General features: G+C 60.9%; 16 protein-coding genes. 5 read left to right on the forward strand and 11 right to left on the reverse strand.

The features are described from left to right. Nucleotides 1-285 precede the first annotated feature (285 nt). From FNA46_RS05085 to FNA46_RS05105, 5 genes are all read left to right on the forward strand, one after another. Nucleotides 286-1,230: a class I SAM-dependent methyltransferase gene (locus tag FNA46_RS05085; protein WP_142881252.1), complete on the forward strand. Its 945-nt coding sequence runs from the start codon at nt 286-288 to the stop codon at nt 1,228-1,230. 74 nt (nt 1,231-1,304) lie between these two features. Then, complete coding sequence (locus FNA46_RS05090; RefSeq protein ID WP_142881253.1) at nt 1,305-3,323, forward strand: hypothetical protein; 2,019 nt, start codon at nt 1,305-1,307, stop codon at nt 3,321-3,323. Between the two features lie 8 nt (nt 3,324-3,331). Beyond that, nucleotides 3,332-5,791 carry a TylF/MycF/NovP-related O-methyltransferase gene (locus FNA46_RS05095; RefSeq protein ID WP_142881254.1) on the forward strand — a complete coding sequence of 820 codons (2,460 nt, stop codon included), beginning with the start codon at nt 3,332-3,334 and terminating at the stop codon, nt 5,789-5,791. A 265-nt stretch (nt 5,792-6,056) separates the two neighbouring features. Further along, on the forward strand, nt 6,057-6,818 hold the full coding sequence (locus tag FNA46_RS05100; protein ID WP_142881255.1) for a sulfotransferase domain-containing protein: 762 nt from the start codon (nt 6,057-6,059) through the stop codon (nt 6,816-6,818). Between the two features lie 219 nt (nt 6,819-7,037). Further along, a complete protein-coding gene (locus tag FNA46_RS05105) occupies nt 7,038-8,180 on the forward strand; it encodes a polysaccharide biosynthesis/export family protein (protein WP_142881256.1) in 1,143 nt (380 codons plus the stop codon). Here the strand turns inward: FNA46_RS05105 and FNA46_RS05110 are convergent, their stop codons facing one another. The 11 genes from FNA46_RS05110 to tssC form a co-directional block, all read right to left on the reverse strand. Then, nucleotides 8,181-8,984 carry a protein kinase domain-containing protein gene (locus FNA46_RS05110; RefSeq protein WP_185969734.1) on the reverse strand — a complete coding sequence of 268 codons (804 nt, stop codon included), beginning with the start codon at nt 8,982-8,984 and terminating at the stop codon, nt 8,181-8,183. Nucleotides 8,985-9,087: 103 nt separating this feature from the next. Beyond that, nucleotides 9,088-10,485 carry a type VI secretion system-associated protein TagF gene (gene tagF / locus FNA46_RS05115; protein ID WP_185969735.1) on the reverse strand — a complete coding sequence of 466 codons (1,398 nt, stop codon included), beginning with the start codon at nt 10,483-10,485 and terminating at the stop codon, nt 9,088-9,090. After that, entirely contained in the window at nt 10,485-13,982 is a 3,498-nt protein-coding gene (gene tssM / locus FNA46_RS05120) for a type VI secretion system membrane subunit TssM (protein ID WP_142881259.1), read from the reverse strand. The genes tagF and tssM overlap by 1 nt, the downstream gene beginning before the upstream one ends. Next, nucleotides 13,979-15,523, reverse strand: coding sequence for a type VI secretion system protein TssL, long form (gene tssL, locus FNA46_RS05125; RefSeq protein WP_142881260.1), 1,545 nt, complete (start codon nt 15,521-15,523; stop codon nt 13,979-13,981). Before tssL ends, tssM begins: the two co-directional genes overlap by 4 nt. Continuing rightward, the gene (gene tssK, locus FNA46_RS05130; RefSeq protein WP_142881261.1) at nt 15,520-16,860 is read right to left on the reverse strand and encodes a type VI secretion system baseplate subunit TssK; all 1,341 of its coding nucleotides are present in this window, start codon (nt 16,858-16,860) and stop codon (nt 15,520-15,522) included. The genes tssL and tssK overlap by 4 nt, the downstream gene beginning before the upstream one ends. Beyond that, nucleotides 16,850-18,034, reverse strand: coding sequence for a type VI secretion system-associated FHA domain protein (locus tag FNA46_RS05135; RefSeq protein ID WP_142881262.1), 1,185 nt, complete (start codon nt 18,032-18,034; stop codon nt 16,850-16,852). The genes tssK and FNA46_RS05135 overlap by 11 nt, the downstream gene beginning before the upstream one ends. Continuing rightward, nucleotides 18,024-19,046: a type VI secretion system baseplate subunit TssG gene (gene tssG, locus FNA46_RS05140; RefSeq protein WP_142881263.1), complete on the reverse strand. Its 1,023-nt coding sequence runs from the start codon at nt 19,044-19,046 to the stop codon at nt 18,024-18,026. The genes FNA46_RS05135 and tssG overlap by 11 nt, the downstream gene beginning before the upstream one ends. A gap of 7 nt (nt 19,047-19,053) precedes the next feature. Continuing rightward, nucleotides 19,054-20,835: a type VI secretion system baseplate subunit TssF gene (gene tssF / locus FNA46_RS05145; RefSeq protein WP_142881264.1), complete on the reverse strand. Its 1,782-nt coding sequence runs from the start codon at nt 20,833-20,835 to the stop codon at nt 19,054-19,056. Next, nucleotides 20,828-21,337, reverse strand: a complete 510-nt coding sequence (gene tssE / locus FNA46_RS05150) for a type VI secretion system baseplate subunit TssE (RefSeq protein ID WP_142881265.1) — start codon at nt 21,335-21,337, stop codon at nt 20,828-20,830. The genes tssF and tssE overlap by 8 nt, the downstream gene beginning before the upstream one ends. Then, nucleotides 21,330-22,169 carry a type VI secretion system accessory protein TagJ gene (locus FNA46_RS05155; RefSeq protein ID WP_142881266.1) on the reverse strand — a complete coding sequence of 280 codons (840 nt, stop codon included), beginning with the start codon at nt 22,167-22,169 and terminating at the stop codon, nt 21,330-21,332. The genes tssE and FNA46_RS05155 overlap by 8 nt, the downstream gene beginning before the upstream one ends. Beyond that, the gene (gene tssC, locus FNA46_RS05160) at nt 22,166-23,554 is read right to left on the reverse strand and encodes a type VI secretion system contractile sheath large subunit (RefSeq protein ID WP_142881267.1); all 1,389 of its coding nucleotides are present in this window, start codon (nt 23,552-23,554) and stop codon (nt 22,166-22,168) included. Before tssC ends, FNA46_RS05155 begins: the two co-directional genes overlap by 4 nt. Between the last annotated feature and the right edge of the window lie 8 nt (nt 23,555-23,562).

Below are 23,562 nucleotides of genomic sequence, written 5' to 3' on the forward strand. Positions count from 1 at the left end.
GAGCAGAGTTTACCCTGTTGTCGGTCATCGATGCTCTTTCCATCAGGCATGAGCTCAACAACCAACCCGCCCAGACACAGACGGATGGCCACGCGTCAGCCACACCACGCGCCGTCACATGATTGCCAGGCGGCCCGGATACGGGACGTCGGGCGGCATCTCACCGTTTGCGGCAGATCCGGAAAACCGCTATAGCGCCCGGTGAATAGTACAGATATTTCAATCCTGGGCTTATTGGCAGGCGCGGTCACGTGGTTGGCGTCTTTACACAGCCAGGCTTCGTTGATGATTGGAGTGCATGTGTTTTTGCCAGGCTCGGATGACAATGCTGCCATCGCGCGCGTCCAGGAGTTCTTCAAGAACAATCCGGTCCGGGAAAGTTGGCCCTGGCGCCATTGGAATGCCCAGCCTCTGGTATCACGCACAATAAATCGTCGGATTTCCGGGTTTGTCGACAGGTCGTTTCACGACGTCTTGAAGGACATGCTGCCTGAACTCGGGCTGTCGTTACCGGTCGGGCGGACCGTATCTCTCGGATGCGGTCGAGGTCGCCAGGATCGCAGTCTTTTCCGCCATGGAATCGTCAATGCTCTTGTCGGTTACGACATTTCACCAGACTCTGTCGAGGCTGCCCAAAGATTGGCAATTTCAGCGGGCATTGATGCGTTTGAGTACCGGGTTGGCGATCTCAACGCGCTGGAGTTGCCGGAGTCGAGCTTCGATCTGATCGTTGCCGAGATGTCGCTGCATCATACGACCGAGCTTGAGCGGCTGTTTGATGTTGTGGCGCGCGCCTTGAAGCCGAACGGTCTGCTGATCGCTGACGAATATGTCGGCCCAACCCGCTTTCGGTGGACCGAGACGCAGATGCGGACAACGAACGGCTTTCTGTCCATGTTGTCAGAAACGATGCGCACAACACCGGACGGGATCATCAAACCCCTGATAGAGCATCAGCCTCCGTCTTTCTTTGACGCAGTGGACCCTTCTGAATCCATACGATCGGGTGAGGTGATCACCTGCATGGAACAGCGCTTCGACATCATCTGGCAAAGGCCCTATGGCGGAACGCTCCTGCATCCCATGTTGCACGACATTGCCTTTAATTTTCGAGAGGGGGATCTGTTTGCCGAGGCCTTTCTCAATGCCGTCATTTCCATGGAGGATGTCATGATGGCAACCGGCGAACTGGCATCCGACTTCGCGACACTCGTGGCGAGGCCGAAATGATGGCGTCACTGTATCGTCGCGGCTTGCAGCTTCTTCGGCGTCTACGGGCGCGCCAGCGAGAACGGGAGCGGCAGGTGATCGAGTTGGGCGCATCGGGATTGTTCGATGCACGCTGGTACCGGCAGTCTTATCCGGACGTGCCGCAGGGAGGCGAACTCCTGCATTATCTGGACACCGGATGGCGCATCGGTTTCAATCCATCGCCGCGCTTCGATTGCGCAGCCTATCTCATGGCGAACGTGGATGTCGCCCGCGCCGGCATGAACCCTGTCATCCATTACATCCGATACGGACGGGAGGAAGGCAGAGCCCTTCCTGGTCTTCCGGATGCCGGAAGCGCTTCAGGCAGAGGTCCGAAGGCAGACGCGAGCATTTCGGAGCATCAGGTCCACTCCCCCGAAATCCTGCAAGATGCCGTCGTGCTGCGGCAGTCGGGCCTGTTTGACGAGACATGGTACCGAAGCACGTATGGCGTGCCGACCGGGGACGACGCGCTCCTTCATTACCTGTCGACGGGATGGCGTCTCGGGCACAATCCCTCGCAACGTTTCGATCAGAACTTCTATCTTGAGAGATACCGGGATGTTGCGGATGCAGGCGATAACCCGGTCCTCCACTACATACGCCATGGCCGGATCGAGAACCGCATGCCCGCGGCACCGGCGGCCTCTGTCGATGCCGCCTCGATTGCAGGGGACCTGGACGCTGTTCGCGCCAGCGGGCTTTTCGATCCCGACTGGTACACCGAACGCTACGGCGACAGCATTGTCGGCGATCCGCTTGTTTTCTATATCGCAAGCGGATGGACGAAGGGTCACCAGCCCGGCCCGTCCTTCAACGGCAGCTTCTACCTCGAAACCTATCCCGATGTTGCTGAAGCAGGGTTCAATCCGCTGGTTCACTATGTCAGCCATGGGATGTCCGAAGGCAGACTTGCCCTGCCGGATCCGTTTGCACCACATGCCCTGCAATCGGTGCTCGCACGTTTTCAGCTTGATCCTGCAGCAGCCGAAGAGACCATCAGGGCAAACCTTGAGCACCATCAATGGCCCCGCTTTGCACGTGGCGCCAAAATGGATGTTTTCGTCCACTCGCGCGGCAACATCTTCATGCGCGAGATTGCGGAGCTTGTGACGGCTGGCGCGATCGAGGCCGGATTTGCGGCGCGCCTTTGCCATGAGGACGAGTTCTTTCGCGTCAAGGCAGAGTCGAGGCATTCTGCGGACGCGGTCGCGATCATCGTCGCACCGCACGAGTTTTTTGTTATCGAGTTTCAGGGGCGGAAAGTGCCCATGCACTGGGCCGCCGGGGCGGTGCTTCTCAATGTCGAGCAATTGCACACGGGTTGGTTCAAGGCCGGGTTGCCAGCCATTCGCACGGCTGCCGCGGTCCTCGATATCAGTCTGCAATCCGCCGCGGTTCTGGCCCACCTGAAACTGCCATCCACCTACCTGCCGCTCGGATACGTGAAGGATTTCGCACGTCTGGCGGTTCAGGAAACCCTGCCGGATGTGACGGCATTGAGGTCTCTCGAAAGGGCAATCAAGCAGACGCCCCCGGTTCTCGATGCGCCGCTGTCCACGCGCCCCATCGACGTGTTTTTCATTGGCTATCTTTCGCAACGCCGAAGCGGCATCTTCGAGCGCCTTGCCACCAGACTGTCCAAATGGCGCTGCCACTTCGTGTTGACGGACGGGGACCGCCCGCTGGTCAGCGGCGACAATGCCATTCTGGAAAGCGAGGCGACCATTGGCCTTGTTCAGCGCAGCAAGATCGTCCTCAATCTGCATCAGTCCGACGAGCCCTTTTTCGAGTGGCACAGGATCGTGCTGCAAGGAATCTGGCAGCGCGCGCTTGTCGTTTCCGAGCCGCTTGCGCTTCAAAGCAAATTTCTGTCGGGAACGCATTTTCTCGAAGCACCACTCGATGAACTGGCAGATCTCATCGACTGGCTGCTTGAAACCGAGGCTGGAATGCAGACGGCAGAGAAGATCCGAATGCGCGCCTTCGATCATTTGACGCAACAGGTAAGTCTCGGCAGAGAGTTGCAGACTTTGTTCCTTGACGATTGCCACGGCACGACAAAGGCGTGAGAACACGGATGCAGACAGGTTTGCCGGCTTCTCCGAAAGTCCCGTATGACGTGCTGTTCGAACACGACACGCATACGTTACCGGATGCCACCATCATCGTTCCCGTCTGGAATGGCGCCCGCTTCCTCAGCGAATGCTTTGACTGTGTCGTGTCGCAGAAGGCAGTCTGCCTCGAGCTTATCATCATCGATGACGCTTCGACGGATGCAAGCGGCGCGATTGCGAGCCACATGGCAGCAAGGCATCGCGATATGTTTGCGCGCGTGATGGTGATCAGGCATCGGGCCAAGTCCGGCCCGCCGGCGGCGAGAGACAATGGCATGCGCCTTGCCAAGACAGACGCAGCACTCCTGCTAGATGTGGACAACATCATTTATCCGCACTGTGTTCGCCGCTGCCTCGACGCGCTCGACGCCTCTTCCGCCGCCTTCGTCTATCCGACGCTGCGCGTCATGGGGACCGTGAACAGAGTCAATGGCTACCAGCAGTTCGACCGCAACCGACTGGCGAAAGGAAACTACATCGACACTCTTTCCATGGTTCGCCGTTCCGTCTGGGAACAGGTCGGGGGCTTTCCGGATATCGAGGGCCTTGAGGATTATGCGTTCTGGCTGCGGTTGATCGACCACGGCTTTGAAGGTGCACACATCCCGGAAATCCTCGGCGCCTATCGCATGCACAACGCCGGGCAGACGGCCCTCGTCATGCCGAAGATCGCGGCCCTTCACCGCCAATTGCAAGAGGCATTTCCCTGGATCGAACTCGGTGCAGAGGATCGCGTCGAACCCGCAACGGCATCGCCAGACGAGACGCGCTATCCCGACAGATACCTCGATCTCATGATCCGGACGCTCACCAACTCGATCTATGGCGATGCGTCCATGCACCCTGACCTGCCACGGGTCTATGATGCAGCGAAACGCGAGACCGGAGCGGATTGGCCGACGACAGCCCATACCATGGCGGGCGCCATGCGGCTTCGCAACCTCGCTTCCCTGGTGGAGCGCACGATCGATGAAAAGGTCCCAGGCGACTATATCGAGACGGGTGTCTGGCGCGGCGGATGTTGTATCCTGATGCGCGCCGTCCTCGAAGCCAGATCCGACCAGACTCGCCGTGTCTATGTTGCCGACTCCTTTGCCGGCCTTCCTGCGCCAAAGCCGGACCTTTATGCTCACGACGCCGGCGATCCACACCACATGTTTCCCGAACTGGCCGTCTCGCGTAAAGAGGTCGAAGAGAATTTCCGGAAATATGGCCTGCTCGACGACCAGGTCGTTTTTGTCGAAGGCTACTTCGACGAAACACTCCCCAACCTGCAGGCGGGACCTTTCGCCTTGCTGCGGCTCGACGGGGATATGTACGAATCCACGATTGTCGCCCTGGAAGCCTTGTATCCGAAACTCTCGCCCGGTGGCTTTGTCATCATCGACGACTTCGGTGCGGTCGAAGGATGCCGCCTGGCGGTCGAAGAGTATCGGCGCGCAAACAACATCACAGAAACCATGCACGCGATAGACTGGACAGCGATCTGGTGGCAGAAACCACCCGCCGATATCGCATCGGCACGCTCGGAGGACGATGCCGTGCGGCCGGGTTCAGAGATCCGGGACGAACACCTGCGGCTTGTTCGGCAGTTCGACCAGCGCTGTGCGGAATTGGGCATGGTGGCCGATCCCCTGTATTTCTGGTACCATACGGTGGATCTGGGGGATGGGCTCGTGACCCCCGGTTCCTTCGACTACCGCAGTTCTCTTCCGTCGTTCGGGTTCCCTGACGATATGTCGGGCAAGACTGTGCTTGATGTCGGTTCGGCGACAGGCTTCTTCGCCTTCGAATTCGAAAAGCGTGGCGCATCCGTCGTTTCGGTCGAACTGCCCAGCCTCTCGCACTGGGATCATTTTCCGGGAGAGCCGGTTGCCGGGATCCTTGCCAAGATCAGGGATCGTCTGCCCTTTCATAGCGTCCGACCGCACGAGGAGATTGCCGAAGCATTCTCTGCCCTCAGCGATCGTGACCTTCACCGCATCCTGCTCGATGGCCCATTCGCGTTTTGCAAAAAGAAGCTCAACTCCAAGGTGGAGCGCGTCTACAGCACCATCTACGACCTTGATCACGCCCTGCAGGGACGCAAATTCGATCTGGTCATGCTGGGCGATATCCTGGTCCATACCATCAATCCGCTGGAAGCACTGGCAACAGCGGCAGGCATTTGCAGTGGTACGCTCTTCATCGCCGACGATATCATCGGTGAACCTGATGATGCGCCGTCTTTGACCTACATCGGCGGTGCCGAAGCAAATTCCGATATCGCCGAATGGTGGCGCCCGAACCTGTCATGGTACATCAACATGCTGAAGCGTTTGGGTTTCACGCATGTTGAAATAAGCGCGCCCTTTTCCGGAATCGTACGCCCGGGCGGCGAGCTTTTACCGAAGCGCGTTGTTCGCGCTCACCGCGGCCATTGACCTATTCCGCTGGTTTATTCAGCTGCGGGTTTGCGCGGACGGTTTGTGGTTGCGGTATCCTCGGGATTACAGGACAAGGACGGTTTCCGGCTCTTTGCGCGCTAAATGGTGATCCGTATGACCGCAGATGCAGAGCGGCAGTTCGCGAAGAGAGCAACTTTTAACGCTGAGCACCTTCAGTGGCGGGCTCGGCAAATCGCAATAGATCCCCTTTCCGGGCATGGACACTCACACCGTACCGCCAATCAAAGAGGACCCGCATACCATGGGAACACCAAATCTGTTCATTCTCGGTGCAGGCAAATGCGGGACAACGACGCTCTATCACATTTTGCAGCGCCATCCGGATGTCCACGTCTGCGATCCCAAGGAGCCAAGTTTTTTCTGCTCGCCATTTCAGGTGATTAAAAACCCTATTGTCTATTTCAAGCTGTTCCGTTCCAACCGAAGATATCGGGTCGACGCTTCCCATGTTTACTTCTCGAATCCCGAGACAGCCGTCCTCTTGCGTGATCTGTTCCCGCAGGCCCGGTTTTTGCTGATACTGCGCCATCCAAAGGCGCGGGCCCACTCTCTCTACCAGCACATGCGGCGTGCATTGCACAGCGATGGCCGACCACTGGAACTGATCGAAAGCTTTTCCGAGGCGCTCGCCGCTGAAGACGAACGCTTCATCTCGTCGGACTTTGCAACGCACTGCCGCCAGTATTTCTGGAATTTCATGTACATGCGTTCTTCCTGTTACGATGTACAGCTTTCACGATATCTGGCATTGTTTCCGCGTGATCATTTCATGATCATCACACTTGCCGAACTGCAGCGCCAGCCTGCCGCAACGATTGCAGAGATCGCCAGGTTTCTTGATCTCGACGCGGCAGGCTTTGATCGAGCGATTCCCGTCGCGAATGTCGCTCCTGCCTATGCGGCTTTCGATCACGGCTGCGACATCACCATGGAACGACATTTTGGTGACCTTACAGCGCGTGTAGATGCGCTTGCCGGACGCTCGCTGGACTGGTCGCGGTAGGCCGCGGCCAAAAAATGCGACGCAGAGGAACGTGCATGCGCGCGCGCCACTTCGACCCCACGCGATCATCCCCGATGAGGACCGGGCAAACACGTGATAATTTCGCCACAAATTAGGTCATTTGCGGAGAATGTATGATACGGCCGTGAAGGTGATATTGTATCAGCACATCTGAATGCTAGGTTCCGCTGACATTGCAGAATTTTATCGGGGAATCAGATGCGTAAGATCGGCACGGCCTTGTTTTGCCTGATATTGGTGGCTTGCGCGCGCCCCTCGGATGGCCCCTCCGCATCGAGCTTCTATGATGCAAAAGACCCCGCAACGGGCAGGGACATTCCGGTTGTACGCTTGTCCCAGGCCAACCTTTCGTCAGCGGCCCCCGGTCAGGTCACGTACAATCCAGCCGATCCCGGTCTATCGATTTTCCGTTCGAGCGGAGCCAATGACACACGCCTTAGACAGGGCGATGTGATTGAAGTCACTATCATCGACACGGGCGAGGAGGGCCTTTTCTCGTCCGCCAACAGCAGGACACTGCCGCTGGGACGCTTCACCGTCGATGCCACGGGCAATGTGGTGCTTCCCTTCGTGGGCAAGCAGAGGGTTCTGAATTCGTCGCCGGAAGCGTTGCAGAGCCGCATCGTCAGCGGCCTGAAAGGCTCCGCCGTCAATCCCCAGGCCGTTGTGAACGTCGTGGATCGCCCCGGCTACGCTGTTACCGTCGGTGGCAGCGTTCATAACCCCGGCCGCGTTCCGCTCTCGGCGCGCAAGGAGCGGGTATCCGATGCGATTGCCATGGCAGGCGGTGCGCTTTCGGCACCGGCAAGCACCATCGTCACGCTCATGCGCGGGTCGCGCAAGGCGAGCGCACCTTTGTCGCGCGTGCTGGCCGAGGCTCCGCAGAACGTGAACCTCCTGCCGGACGACCAGATCTTTGTTCAGGACAGCGCTCCGAGCTTCACGGTCATGGGCGCCTTCAAAAGCACCGGGGAGTTCAAGTTCGAGCCCGGACAACTGACCTTGGCGCAGGCTATCGGACGCGCCGGCGGTCTGCTCGACGACAGGGCGGACGCGAGCCAGGTCTATCTTCTGCGCAATCAGGTCACCTATGCACCGGTGGCTTCCAGCAACGGGAAACTCTTGCCGGCAACGACGACCGTCACCAACAAGCCCGTCATCTATCGCGCGGACATGAAGGACATCGCCACTCTGGCCTTGATGCAACAGTTCCAGATGGCCAACGGCGACATTCTCTATGCCGGCAACTCGGGACTGGTCGATTTCGCAAAGCTTTTCAACGTTTACCAGAAAAGCCCGAACCTGCCTGCGGCATCTCCGCCGGTAGCACCCAGTCGCTGATCAGAGAGGCGACAGTCCATAGCGTTCCAGGCAGGCTTGGGCATGCTCCGGTCGATCATCGGGACGGGCCATGGTCAGGTGAGCGGCAAGCCTGCGCAGACCATCGTCTACCGGCTCGCCTTGCGTATGCTTATCCAGCATCCACTGCAAGACTCGCCCCAGCGAGTAGAGATCCGATCGTTGGTCCGGGCCGACGCCGGAGGCCTGTTCCGGCGCCTGGAAGGCATCTGTTCCGGCCCGCGCCAGATCATCAAGCGGAAGCCTCTCGCCCTGCCGGCGACACAGGCCGAAATCGCAGAGTTTCCAGATGGACGGATCCTCTGCAGCGACAAGGATATTGCCCGGGCTGATATCCGCGTGCACGCGATCGACGCGGCTGAGGTGATCAAGAGCCAGCAGAACGCCACGCACAACCTCCGGGATCATGCGGGCAGACAGGAGCCCCTGCCCTGCTCGCGCCGAAAGTGACAAACCACCCTTCTCCATGAGGATCGCGGGCCGGCCATCCTGAAGCCGCAGAAGCATGTGCGTACGGATGATGTGGGGATGGCAAAGCGTCAGGCCGATCTCGGCCTCCCTGAGCAGAAAATCCCGGATGATCGGGTCAGAATGACATTCCGGCTTTGCACATTTCAGGGCATGGATCTTGCCGGTGTCGCGATGCCGGACCGCGTGGACCTGTGTCGCGGTATTCTCCGCAATCAGGTGGTCGATGACGAAAGTGTTGGCGATGAACTCGACCTCCTGCCCGTCGATCACCTTACCCGCTCCACGATCCAGTGCATCACGGATCCGATCGCGCATCAGGGATCGAAATTCGTCAACCGTCCCCTCCCCTGTCGGCCGAAGCACGTCCCAAAGCGCGCGAAAGCGCGCGGCGATCTCCTTTTCCCTGCAATGATCGGCGTCAGCAGGGTTCGACATGCACGACCAGGCTCGACAGATTGTCCGGACACCCAGCGACCAGGGCGTTCTCGATCAGGCTTCGCGGCACTTCCGACAGGGTCTCCGTCTCCATGATTCCAGCGATGAACCGCTCCGGCAGGACACGGCTGAGGGGCGCGCTGCACAGCAGAAAGCAATCCTTCTCCCGCAGGTCCTCCATCGCGGTTTCGCAGTGGAATGTGGGGTGTAACCCGACCGCGCGCGACAGACTTCTCTTCATTCCGATCTGGATGTGATCGCGGGTAAGACAGCGCAGCATTCCGTCCCGCAGAAGATAACAGCGGCTGTCGCCGGACCACAGGACGGCAAAGGAATGTTGGTCGACGACAAGAGCAACCAGACTTGCCGCATCGGCCGAGGTTTCGGACGATGGCGCCTTGCGGGAACGAAGCAGCGAATTCGCCTGCCCAAGCTTGCCCTTGACCTCCTGGAGCCGGGCTTCGACCGGTCCGTTCAGCACGGTCTGACCGGCAAGGTGAAGCGCAAGCCTCGCAGCCTCCGCCGCGCCAGCCGTATCTCCGAGACCATCGGCCACAGCAAACAAGCCGGCTGTGTCCGAGGTAAGCAGGGCATCGCAATTGCGCCGCTGACGCGTGCCGGGATGGGTATGGAACGCATGTCGCCACTGCACCAGCGGCCGCTCCTTCTTCGTCTCCAAGGGGGCGTTCGTCGGGTCGTGGTGCACTTTCGGCTCCAGGCGCCGCGCCACGGCGCCTTGCGCAGGCATATGGTGGGGAGGAACCAGCCGAAGAACGTCTTCCGCCTGGGGCGGACCGGAGCGGCGAAAGCCCTCCGCTATGCCGGACGCCGTCGCCACGCTCCACCAGAGTGTTTCTCTGGTTCGACCCCGAGACGCGTTCAGGGCTTCCTCCGGCGGATCGAAGGGACGCAGACGCCTCAACTTTTGCAGGGCGGCGGTAAAGTCCTCAAGCTGAAAATCGCGGCGCAGGGAACTCTCGCCGATGGCCTCGACTGCGGTAAACCAGCTTTCATCCTTGTAAAGCTGGAAGGGATGATCCGTCGCCGCATGGATCTGGCTGATGATGACGAGGGGAAAGGCACGCCCCACGCGATCCGTGCTCGGCAGGAAAACACCGGCCAGTGCGGGGTCGCTCCAAAGCCCCTCCTCCACGATGAATCGCCATGGCGGGGTCGCCTTGAAGGCACTGGACCACGCGTCACCCAGTCTGTCGTGAAGCAGTTGAAGCCCTTGCTGAAGCCAGTCCTGAAGCAGGCGCTGCAACTCGACCGGAACCCCCCACCCGACGAAATCGCCATGCGTTGGCAACTTGCCGAAAAATCCAATCCGGTCCGCCTCGCGCGTGGGTATGGCTCGGGTTGAGCGGTCCTGCATGGCCATCAGAAACGCCCCGGACATGAAAACGTATCGAGTGCCGGCAGGCGGAACGGGTTCAGGACGGAACCGAACTGGACGTCGAACTGCGCCGTCTGCTCTCCCTTCTGGAAGACGGCCCGGAACAGGTTCGGCTGGCTCCCCTGGCTCAGTTTCGCCCGGTCGAACAGGCGGAAGGCGGACCAGTCACCCGTTACCGTCAGCGCTTCTTGCCAGCCACCCGGCTGAAACGCCAGACGGGAACTGTTGGCGGCCTGCCCCCCGGGCCAGGTGATCGATTTCGACAGGATCGGTCCATGGAAGTAGACCACCTTCTCTCCCGCCACATCCAGCATGACGGCATTGGCCGCATCGCTGAGTGAAACAGGGGTGACATTGATGGTGATCGACGGTTGCTTGCTGCCGTTCGGGAAGAAGGCGCGGGTAATCTGGTCGGCTTTATCGAATGCGGCAATCGCTTCGCTGGGAATGCTCGCTGACCCGAAGGTCCCCTTCCAGCCCCAGGGAGATGCACTCGTGTCCACGAAGGGCTCGAGATTTTGCTTGAAGAAGGTCTTCAGCAAGCCGTCGGGTGCGAAGAGACGGATGAAGTCGCTCATGGCAACATCGGAGACTGCGTTTCGATCGAATGGGTAGCGGTTGGCAATGGCGCTGGAACAATAGTTTGCCGCTTCGCTCGCCCACATGTCTGCAATGCGGGCGCGGGCGGACCGCACGGCAAGCGAACCGATATCTGCCGCCATTCCGGCCATCCACGCATCCAGCGGCGCAGGCATCTGCCGCGCCTGTTGCAGAAGATCCTGATTGGCTGCCGTCAGCTGCCCATCGACATCGAAAACCTTGGCAAGTGTCTCTGTCGAAGTGGAGGCCCGGGATAACTGCTCGCGCAGTTTCTGTATCGTTGAAACCAGTTGTCTGAGAGGCGGAAGCTGCTTCTGATCGGAAAGTCCCGTCGCCTCGCCTGTCGCCTTGTTCGTATCAGGAGCGCCGAGCAGATCGCGAAGCCCGGCATAGGGATCGGGTAGAGAAGAGATGGCGACAACGTTCGCGCCATTTCCAGGGTCGCTCTCGCCGATCGAGCCGGTGACCAGAGCATCGGGCGAACGGAGATCGGTCGCAGCAGCGATCGATCGGACGAGAGCCTCGATCGGACTCGGCTCGGAGGAAAGCAGCCGGGTGACTTCGGCTGCATCCGCCAATGTTTGCGGCGTCTTGACCCGGAGATCACCGAGCAGCGTTCGCCACTGAAGCTCGAAATCCGAGACATAAAGCTGAAAAACGGCCTGGGCGATCTGGTCAACCGACGTATCCGGCGGATTGGAGCTTCCCCGCACCCACTCCTCACCAATGGCATCACGGGCTGCCTCATCCAGCCGAGGACCAACGACCGACTGGAAGCCACGTGCCGTCAGAAGCCCGGGCAGACCCTGTCGCAGACTGGCACCGGATCCTCTTTCGAAGGCCTGCTCGCCCAGAGGTCCAAGAGCAGCAGCCGGCGTCCAGGCGGGCAAACGCCGTGCATCTTCGACGTTCCGCAGGATCTCGTAGGCGCGAGAGGCAATGCTGATGTCGCGTATCTTCCCGCGCGCCTCCGCGATGAGACGATTATCGAGTTCGATGAGCGGAATCACGCCCTGAACCAGCGCATGCGAGTGCCGCGAGAGGGCGGCGCGTGCCGCCGCCCTTGCATCTCCAGGCAACAGGGCGCGGAACATGTCCTGCATCTGCAGGGTGGCGAAATCGCCGTCCATGGTGCCGACACCACCCAGCATCCCATACAGCTTCAGGGCGTTGAAGACCTTCTGCGGATCTTTTTCGTTTAGCATATCCCGCTGCAACTGAACCATCAGACGGGGCAACAGAAGCGCGTTCAAGGCTCTCTGATAGGCATCGCGGTGACGTTTCTCGACCTTTTCCTGTTGATCCAGGCCGAAACTCATCGGCCAGGTCCGGCTCTGTTCGAAGCTGTCGGGAATAGCCGCAAGGCTGTCGAGCGGCGGCAATATCCGCAGGAAATCGGTATCCTTCACGTTCTCCACCGGGATACCCTTGGCCAATTGCTCATAGGTATCGAGATGCCGATCCGCATCGGCAAGAGCCACGCTGTTTTGCCAGTAGGTCGCGATCCAGCTTGCCAGCACGACGAGAACGAAGGCGGTCGCCATCGCATAGATCGAACGCCGGATGATGAGCTGCCGGCGGCTCAGGCGCCTGTCGCGTGCCACGAGGGCTGCTTCCTCAAAGATCACGTCGTGGAAGAGACGCTTCAGGAAGTAGCTCCGGCGTGGCCGCACCGGTGCCAGATCGACAGATTCCGGACTGTTCTGCGTGCCGGAAGCCAGATAGATGCCACGGATCAAAGGCGGCTCCATCAGCTTCGAGGTGGCCGCAAGTTCGGTCATGACGTCGTCCAGTCTCTCGCGCAGCAAGGCGAGCTGTGCCGGAAAACGGAAGATACGGCCGCGGATTTCCGCGTTCGGCTCCTGTTGCAGCCGCTCCAGAAGGAGCGCGCTGACACGCTCCTGCAACAGCGCAAATTCGGCACCGAACGCCTTTGCCAACTCGCTCGCCTTGTCGCTCGTATCCAGAGCGAAGGTCATGCCCCAGACCTGTTCGCGGTCCGACTTGCCGAAGCCATCGAAGAACTCGACAAAGCCCGTCAGAAGGTCGGCCTTGGTCAGGACGATGTAGACGGGAACCCGGACCTGCAACTGTTCGTCCAGCTCCGCGAGACGCTGGCGAATGATACGGATTTCCTCCTTCTGGGCCTGCGGATCGCGTTCCAGCAGATCTCCGACCGATAGCGTGACAAGGGCACCATTGATGGGTTGAGACCGCCGATACCGGCGCAAGAGGCCGAGAAAGCCCTCCCATCCGGCCTTGGCCGTGCCGTTCAGATCATCCTGCGTCGTATAGCGCCCGGCCGTATCGATCAGGATGGCCTCGTCCGTAAACCACCAGTTACAGTTCCGCGTGCCGCCAATCCCCTGGACCGAGTTGCTGCCCAGGGCATCGCCGAGCGGGAAATTCAGGCCGGACTGGGTGAGCGCCGTCGTCTTGCCGGACCCGGGTGCGCCGAAAATCACATACCAGGGCAGTTCGTAGATGTAGCCGAAGCGCTTGCGGGTCACGCGGCGCAGCAGCGTCAGAGCCTCCTTCAGCCGCTGATGAATTTCGCCCACCTCGGCGCGCTGGCTGGCCTCTGCCTCCGCCGCAGCGCTTTGCTCGATGCCATCGACAAGAGCGGCATCACGCCGGCGGCTTCGGATGATGGTGACGGCAATATAGACAACCCAGGCGAGGACCAGCGTGGCAATCACAACAAGCCGGGCATTGATGCTGACGAGCGGCTTCCATTGCCCGAACGCCAGCAGCGAACCGTAGAACCAGATGATGACGCACAGCGCCACAAGCCAGATGACCGAGATAAAACGTCGGCCGATCAATCCGGCATAGGAATCGACATAGGATCGGATCGTATAGAAAATGCTCAACGGGTTCATTGCGCATCACCCGGTCTTTGCTGAGAGGCAGGTTCGGTCTGGGTTCTGACGGCAGGAGCCGTGAGGCCGGCCTCGTTCAGGCGCTGCTGCGGGTTGGTCAGAACCAGGATCTCGGTTCTTCGGTTTACTTCCCTGCCTTCAGCCGTGGTATTCGGCGCAATCGGATCGCTGTCTGCACGCCCTTCGGTCAGGATGGCCTCCGGTCCGGTATAGGCCGCAAGGATTTCGCCGACAGCCTTCGCCCGTGCCTCCGACAGGTGCCAGTTGGACGGGAACTGCACCGTGCGGATGGGGGTGTTGTCGGTGTAGCCGACGACGACCGCACGAAACTGTTCGGCAGAAAGTGCGCCGCCGATGCGCTCGAGCAGACCCCGGAAGTTATCGCTCACCTCAGCGCTGCCGACTTCGAACAAGCCCGAGTTGTTGATCCGAATCCGCAGGCGGCCGTTGACATCGGCAAGCGTCACGAGATTCTTCTCGACCTCCGGCTGAAGGAACGCCCGGAAGTTCTCCAGTGGTGTTGGTTTTGGCGGCGCCTCGACCTTCGGCGCAATGGGCGCAACAGCCACCTGCGGAGCGGGTTCGGCAGGCTTTTCGGGGACAGGCCGTGGTGCCGGTGGCGTCGTCATCGCAACGCTGACTGCACCCGTCGGCGGCAGGGATGCCAGCCGGCCAAGGGTTCCGTCCGAGACGGAATTGAGGGAGAACGTGAAGAAGAGGTAGCCCAGGCCGAACAGCAGCGCGAGGATGGAAAGGAGCGTCCACAGCGCGGTGACCGTCTTCAGTGGCCTGTGACGAGCCGAGACGCCTTTCCAGTGGGGTGAAAGCTCGCGCTCGAAGATCCCATACTGGCCAAGCAATGTCTTGTAGAGACTGTCGCGGACGCGACCCAATTCCAGATTGCCGCGTGGAGAAACCCGCATCCGGCCTTCGAATGCGAGCGAAAGACAGAGGTAAATGAGAAGAAGGATATCCCTGGATGCACCGGGCGACTGATGGAAATGATCCAGCAGGTCGAATACCCGCTCCCCGCCTGTCACATCCATATGGAATGTGGATACGAGACCGGACCGTGCCCAGCCCGCCGCCACCCCCCAAGGCTTGCTGAGCACCACATCATCCAGCGTGGCACAGACAATGTAATGCGCAGCCCGGGCTCGGTCCGGCGCAATGCGCGCGCCGGCCAGATCGCGTTCATAGCGATTGACAGCATCGACGGCCACACGCCGAAGCTCCGCGATATCAGGCTGTTCGTTCGTATGACGGATGGTGTGCGACAGGTTCAGCAGCGGGGCGGCAGACCGAACGAGCGTCGGCACCTCCTCGCCGCCCAGCGTGAAATCCGCCACCAGTCGCTCCGTGGACCAGCCGCCGGCCTCGGACGGTTGCACGGGTCTCGTGTCGCCGGCTGCGGGAGCGCCGATGATATCGTCAAGGAAATCAGCCATCCTGGCTGAAGACTGGCGCCTGTTGACGCCCTTTTCGTTCAGCTCCACGATGGTCGGAAGATTTTGCCAGGATGAACCGCTGTCGTTGCTCATTCTCTCAAGGCCCACAATTCCATTTCAAGACCCTGGAAATCGCCGGACAGGTGAAGGGCGATGGCACCGGAGGTCTCGAGCTGTCTCCACAGGGGGTTGCGTGTATCGAGTTCGAAATAGATCGTACCGGACCGGTATGGCAGCTGGCGCGGCAGAACCGGCAGGGGGCGCACGGGAATACCGGGCAGCGCCACGTTGACAAGTTCGGCGATGCGCTCCACCGGCCCGACCTTGATCTGTGCGGGAAGCTTGCGCCGGATCTCTTCGGCCGGCATGTCGGCACGGATGGCCAGCACGAAACCGGCATCTTTGAGCAGGCTGCGGTCGTGGATGGTGCCGACACGTACGCCGTGACGACGCTCCGCAAGCTCAATGGCAACGGCGGATTGTTCAAGAACCGCTGACAGGGACGTGCGCAGATCATCGAAGACCGCCGCGAAGGTCGCCTTCAGGTCGTCATGGCGATAAGGCGGAAAATCCGTGGCTCGCTTTCGCGATGTCGTGAAGGTCGCCAGTTCACCGGCCAGCTGGATGCAGAGTTCATAAAAGCTCAAGGGGTGAATGCGCGTTGCATTATGGACGACATGCTGCAGCAGCGGATCAGCCCGGTTAAGGATCTGCAGGAGAAAGTAGTCGCCAACCTCGGCCGTGCCGCGAATGGTCGGATCCCCGATCCGGTCGGCAATCGCCTCGGCGCGATGACGCACGATCCCCAGCAGTTCCTTGACCAGTTCACCGAGCCTCGGCTCTGCCGCACAGGTCAGGCTTGGCGCCAGATAGTCGGGATCGAGAATGACGGCCCTGTCGGAGCGCACTTCGATGACGCGCGCAAGCCCGATCAGGTCGAACCCCGCCAGATCGTCGCCGGTCTTCAGATAGCGAAGGTTAAGGCGGCTGACCTCGATCGGGGCCGAGAAGTCGGTCTCGACATTGGCATCGGGCGCCTCATAAGGGGAGGCAACATGGCGCACCTGATGCAGCGCAGCGCCGGCACTGAGCGCCATGTCTGAACGACCTGGCTGGCGGGTCGGCAGCGCCAGATAGATCACGGCATTCCTGACGGATTCATCCAGTTCCAAAGCCGGCGGAAGGTCGCAATCGATCGGAGCTTCAAACGCGGTTCCATCCGGAAGAATGCCCCGCAGATTGCTGAGGGCAAACCGCCCGATGGCCAAGGCACTCCGGTCGATCTCCATGGCGGCAACGCCCCAGGGATAGGCCGCAAGTGTGCGCATGGTCGTGCTGACCAGGCGTTCCGTCCAGCGATCTGCCTGTTGGAAATGCTGGACCCGGAGAAACATGCCTTCGCTCCAGGCCACACGGTTCTCATATCGCATCGGGCCGCTTTCCTTCCCTGGAGGCACTTTCCACGCCTGCCGATTCCTTTGGTTCATCTGTCGAATAGGTTTTCCGCAGCAGGTCGGCAGCAGAGAGGGCGCATGCGGCATTGTCGAATTGCCGACTGTAGAAGCGCCAGTAGATCGCCTCTCGGGACCAGCTGAATCCACGCCCGGCTTCTGCATCGGCGCGCGCCGCGATCAGCCGCGGATCGAAGAGACGGCCGCATTCGCTGAACATTGTCTCGATTGCCTCGTTCACTCGAAGCTGCATGGAAAGGAGAGCCCGAAGCCTTGAGGAGAGCCGCCCCTGCCCCGGGGACGCGCCGGGCGCATTCGCATCCGGCACAGCCCCTGAGATCTGCAAGGTGGCAAGCGTCTGCTCCAGCGCCTGTTCCAGCGGTTTCAACAGCAGCTCAACCTCGTGGGAGCGAGAAGCGTCAGCACCTGGCAAGGGCTCGAAATCCGGCTCCATTGCCTGGACGATCCGGACATCATCGCGCCTGCCGCCGACCTCCGATGCGCGGCTTACACCGATGGAAACACGGGTCGCGGCGCTATGCTCGAGCACATGACCGAGCGGCATGTCCGGCTCCGTCTCTTCCCACCAGTTCTCTGGCAGCACCTTTGCGTGCCTGTCCGGTTCCGGCGGACCATCCCAGCCGATCTCGACATTCCGAGACGAGGCGGCAGCCGACTTCGGGGACTGGATGAAGGCGAAGGGATCATCCCGCTCCGGTGCCACCAACACACCGCTCGCCATCTGACCTGCCGGAACGATATCCGACAGAATGGAAGAGATCGTCGGCGTCTCCGGGCTCAGCGAAAGGCTGTCGTCCGGATCCTCCTGCGGGGCCACGCGCTCCCCAAGGATCGATACGCGGAACGACAGGTTGCCAATGCCAAGCATGCTGCCGTCACGCAGCGGCGCGCTCGCCCCATCCTGCAGCCATAAGCCATCGAGCTGGGAGCCGTTGGAACTGCGATCCACCAGCAGGAAGCTGTCACCGCGACGTTCAATCACGCAGTGGACCTTCGACACGCAACGATCCTCGTCAGGCAATTGCCAGTCGCAATCCGGTGAGCGTCCGACGGTGCGCCGTCCACGCTCCAGCTGCCACCGGTGTACAGGCACGGCGGAGGTCGGGTTCTGCAGAACGAGTTCAAGGCGCATGCTGCACCTCCATGGCCATATTCTCCACCGCCATGGCCTGCACCACGGCGTCACCGCTATCGCGGGCGGCCGGAGCGATCCTGGCCCAGGCGTTCCAGCCGAGACGCGGCGGATCCCCGGAGCGGCCCAATTGCGTTTCCGGGACATCCTCCTTCCGGAGCACCACCTGGATGTCGAAATCGAGCGAGGGGCCGACATAGAGCCGCGTCAGCGCCACGATCTCGCCCATGGCGCGGGCATCGGGGGAAAGTCTGAGATAATCGCCATAGTGAAGCGGCCCGATGACAACCCGAAAGCCACCGGACTGGTCGCGAAACCGAGAGCCTGCCGAGACATTGGTACCGAGTTGCAGGCCCTGTGGCTGGCCGATCCGGCTTCGTTCCGCAGGCGGAATTGTCAGCCAGCGCGGCCGAAACTGCTCGATCTGCACCGGTGCGCCGGTCAGTTCTTCCAGCATGGCCGCCAGACCTGATGCATGGCGGGTCCGATCCGCGAAGAAGCCCGAAAATCGCAGCGGCAAATCGCGGCTGATGCCGGCGCGCTCAACCGTTCGGCGCGTGCCAAAGCCTCCGAGTGACAAAAGCGCGCGCAAGAAGCCAGCCTTCGCCTCCTTGCCTTGCCAGCGCAGAGCGCGCGCCAGCCGATATTTCTCGCAGGCATCGGCAAACAGCTCGCTGATGCGTCCGTTGAACACATCGAGAAATGCAGAAAGTGCGCGTGAACGCTGCCGCTCCTCGCGCAGAATCAGCTGATTATAGGAGGGAGGCAACGCGCCCACAGGCCCGCTGAGGCTCGCAAACAGCGAACGAATCCGGCTGCATCTTTCGCTCCGCTCGAATCCGCTGACCGCAAGCGGCGCCGGATCCACGCCCACAGGCGCAACCACATCCAGGCCGTCCGGACTGACCGCCTGGGCAACCCGAAGCGCCGTAACGGGTTCGAAACTGCCGGGATCCCGCACCAGCCGTTCGGCAAGCACATCAGGAAACTGATCAACCGATCCTGCGTCCATCGTCACCTCACACCAGAGGCCGCGCGGCCGCGCGTGCCGGCCAGCGGGCCACCGGCTCGCTGATGCCTTTCAAGAGCACCGTCAGACGCGTGAAGCTGTTGATCGACGTGTAGAGCCCGAAGAACCGATCGAGAATGCTCCCGAAAAGATATGCAGCGGCCGGATCGATCGCATTGGGATCGAACGTCAGCGTGATGTCGGTCCCCGGCGCCATGCCGCCATGCGGCATGCGAGCCAGAGAGGGCTCGGCACTGATGCCGATGATCGCCTCCGCGAACAGACGGGTCTCCGGACTGTCCCGAAAACTGTAGAGCGAGAGGATGTCCTTCAGCGCTCCACCATTGCAATCCGTCAGCGAAAGATGATTGAGCAGAAGGTGGGAGATCAGCCTCCAGTTTCTCGCCTCCTGATCATTCATCCGCACCGAAGGCGTGGGTGGAATCAGGGCCTGCAACCGGTGAACCGCTTCATGGCCAGAGGCGAGTTGCAGATGCGGATGGCCGCCGCCGAACGGCAATTGCTCCGGCAGGTTCCTGTTGATGCACAGCGCATCGACACTGGCAACCGTATCGACCGGACTGAAATGACGCCGGTTACGGTCGACAAAGGCGATATCGGTGTCGCTCGTGCCATCTTCATCGCAGAAGCGGCGGGTGATCTGCCAGTAGGTGCTGGCACTGTCGCTGCGATAGGTCCGGCCGAAGAAGGGCTGGCTGGTTTCCTTGACGCCTTTTGTCGAGGTCAGCGTTACCTGCTCGACGGCAAAGATCTCACGCGTCTGCTGACGCCGTGAGTCCGCGAGAAGACGATATTCGGTCCGCGTGCCATCGATCGTGACCGGCTCGCAGGCCTGGCGAAAGAGATTGACCACCGGCACCGCATGCAAGGCGAAATCACGCACCGAGATGGCCCGTTCAAGCTTGGGACTGGTCTGATCGAGATAGATGAAGATCTCGAGTTCATTCTGTTGCCAGTCCTCGAGGCCCGAGAGTTCGATGAACAGGAACTTCTGCGGCAAAGCGAAGAACTCCGTCAGCAGACGGTACCCCTCGAAGCTCGGCGCGGGATAGGGAAGCAGCGCTTCCTCCGCATCGAAACCGGTGGGGCGAAGATGGCTTGCCGTGAGGATCCGGGGCTGCAGATCGCCGGAATGCCGGGCAAGAGCGATGCCAACCGTATGATTGCAGAGCAATTCGTGGATCTGGACGGCCTGAGGCCATGGGGATGCGATATGCAGGCGAAGACCGGAGAGCCCGATGCCGCCGAGCGATTGCCGTGGATCGCGACTGCGCAGCAACAGTCGCAGGCAGCCGGTCACACCGGTGAACGGCACCGCTGGCGCCTCGATCGGCTGGCCGGCCAGACGTGCTGCAGCAAGCTCGACCGGCGCGATCCGGACGTCCTGGCTGGTTCGGAACCGACAAGTTTCCCCTGCCACCGGTTCTGCCAGAATCTCTGTATGACGCGCAACGATCTGTTGCGCGGCGACAGTCCGGGCCGGCTCGAACTGGACGATGAACATCGATGGGATTGGCGCCAGGTAATGCGGGTAAAGCGTCTCCAGCAGGCTATCCGTCAGTTCCGGAAACTCGTCGTCCAGCTTCTGGCGCACGCGCGCGGCCGAATAGGCAAAGCTCTGGATCAGACGTTCCACATGGGGATCGTCGACCACCTCCCCCGTCATGCGCAGCCGCCCGGCGATTTTCGGAAAGCTTTCCGCAAAGCGGCTTGCACGCTGACGCAATGCAGACAGTTCTTCATTGTAGCGTGCGAGAAATCCCTCAGCCATCGGCGCCCTCCACATGGAAGCGTTGCGAGGACGGATCAATGACGGACTCGAAGCTGATCGGCGGCATCCCCTCATGCAGGCGGAAGGTTGCCTCAATGCGCATGCGAAGAGCGCGGGCCGTCATGCTCCGGTTTTTCAGGATCGTCACACGGACATTCGAAAGCCTTGTCTCGAAGCGGCTGATGCTGCGTTCGATCGAACGCGCGAGCGCGAACTTGGATTCATCCGTCATCAGATTGGCCGCCACCACGCCGTCAACGCCGAAGGTCCGCAAGGAGTTCTGCAGCTCCGGAAAGCCCTTTCCGGGAGATTGAACGCAGCGGCGCGTGTTCAGCAGAAGCTCCAGATCCCGTCGGATGGCCTCGCGCAGTTCGCGCACCTGAGTGGCATCACTCACCGGCGGATCAGCGGGACTGAACGGCGCGTCGTCCAGCAGCCGGTCAAGAACCGAGCGTACCAATTGTCGGCTGCCGGCCCGGTAGATGTCCAGCGGATCAGCCATGGACGCTTCTCCGCGCCACCGCGCTCGCTTCCGCCGACACTCCCGTCAACCGGTGGATCTCGCCAAGGGCGCGCAACTCGTTCCCGGCGAGGAAGCACCGCTGCCCCCGCCCGACGGTCAGCCCCGTGGGCAATTCCAGCCATTCCGTTGCATGACCGAGACGCAATTGGTCGACCTCGCCGTGCGGCTGATGATAGATCGCCGGAATCAGGACAGGGGCAACGGCACCATCGATCAGCGTGAGATGTGCCCGGCGGAATGCCATGTCGCGGAGACGTGCGACGGGCTCGACCTCAAGGGCCGCGATCCTCGAAAAATCGATCCACAGATAGGCGCCACCGGACATGATGACTTCAAGCGCATGGGGGATGCGATCATCGAGATCGCGTATGTCGTCTATCTCGTTTCCGTTGCAGGACATGGCCTGTTCACCGCGCAGCGTTTCCAGTTCCGCCAGCGCTTCATGCACCTCGTCACGGCGCCCCTCGCGATGCGCGATGGCCACTTTGATGGCCTGCCGGTCGAGCGCGGTCGGACCTTCGGGGAAGTCGGGCATGGCTCCCGTCGTGAACCACGCATCCCGCGCCGCCATCGCGCGCAACTGATGTCTGAGCAGGGCAAAGCCCATGACCGCATCCGGCTGGAAGGTCGCGGCAATCCCGCATTGACCGTCGGCCCGTTCATACTCGCCGGCGAGAATCAGGAGATCGATGTAGAGATGGCGCGCCTGCGCGTCGGAGGGTTTTTCGCGCAGAGCCGCCTTCACGTCTTCAAGCGCCTCCTCCAGTCTGGCCTCGGCTACACATGCCGAAATCTGCTCGAACAGGCTCATGCCGATATCCTTTCACGCGGTTCTGGTCTGGTCGGGACACCCCGATCCGGGTTCGCTTCGGCGATCAGGTGGAAACTGGTAGAAATGTCATCCAGCTGGAAATGCGGCTGAAGGCGGACCGTACAGGCGAAGCTGCCTGGTTTGCCTGCGACTTCCGAGACCGAAACTCCCGCCGAACGCAGCGGATAGCGAATGCGCAGGGAAACATCGGCATCCTCGTTGCCGAGCGTATAGCCGGTCAGCCAGTCATTGAGACGCCGCTCCAGCGTTCCGGCATCCGCAAGCTTGCCGATCTCATCGCGCATGATCACCTTGAGGTAATGGCTGAAGCGGGAGGCACAGAAAACATACTGGAGCATGCCCGCCAGCCGCGCATTCTGCCGCGCCTGATCGCTGGAGTAATGCGGTGGAGCATGCAGCGAAGGGTTAGAATTGAAGATCGCATTGGCGGTGAGGTAGGTCGTTCCAATGGGGATGATGCCCAGTTCCCCAAGCTGCTGCTCCTGGGCGCTCGACAGCCGGACTTCAACCGGGGGCTGGCGAGACAAGCCTTCGCTTTCCAATCCGAGATCCAGAGGGGGCAGTTCGTCGGCAGACAGGAAACCGCCATCGGTCGCATCCTGTGTCACACCGCGAATATCGGCAAACCAGCCGGACTCGATGAAATTCCGGATCAGAACGGCCCCGAAGGCAAAGGATCCATTCCCCCACAGCAGATCGCGCGCATCCTCGCCGATCCGTTCGCGAAACGGAAAGGGATCGGCTCGACGTCGATCATGCGACTTGAGCGGCTGTCGCATCAACACACGAGGCGCCACAAGCCCCAGGAAGCGCGCATCGTCGCCAGCGCGCAGCGTATTCCAGCGCAGCCGCCGCGGATCGGTCGAAAGCCAGCTGAAATCCGTAATACGACCCAGTTCCGAAAAGGCGTCGAGACCAACCGTTTTCGGCGTGGCACCGGCCACGATGGGGCAGAAGGCGGCTGCCGCCATGGTGGCGAGATGTGTGAGCGCGCCGACAGGATCCGCGTGGGCAGGCTCGGCCGGCGAGAAATAGAAATCGGCGACCAGCAGGCCGAAGGGCTCACCGCCCGGCATGCCGAATTCCCGGCTGTACACCAGTTCGAACAGAGGGCTCTGGTCGAAATCGGCGGCGCGATCCAGCGATCGGGCAAGCTCCGCCCACCCAACGCTTAAAAGCTTTACCTTCACATCGCTGCCGCGGGATGCTTGACGCACCAGCATTGCAAGCCCGCGCCAACGGGCTTCCATGGCCTGAAACTGCTCATGATGCATAATGGCATTGAGCTGATCATTCAGCGCCTCATCGATCAGGCATATCACTCGATCGGCGAGCCGGCGGGCATCGCACCTGACGTCCAGCATCTTGGGTC

The sequence above is a fragment of the Affinirhizobium straminoryzae genome, from assembly GCF_007004135.1.
In the GTDB taxonomy this organism is placed as follows: domain Bacteria; phylum Pseudomonadota; class Alphaproteobacteria; order Rhizobiales; family Rhizobiaceae; genus Neorhizobium; species Neorhizobium straminoryzae.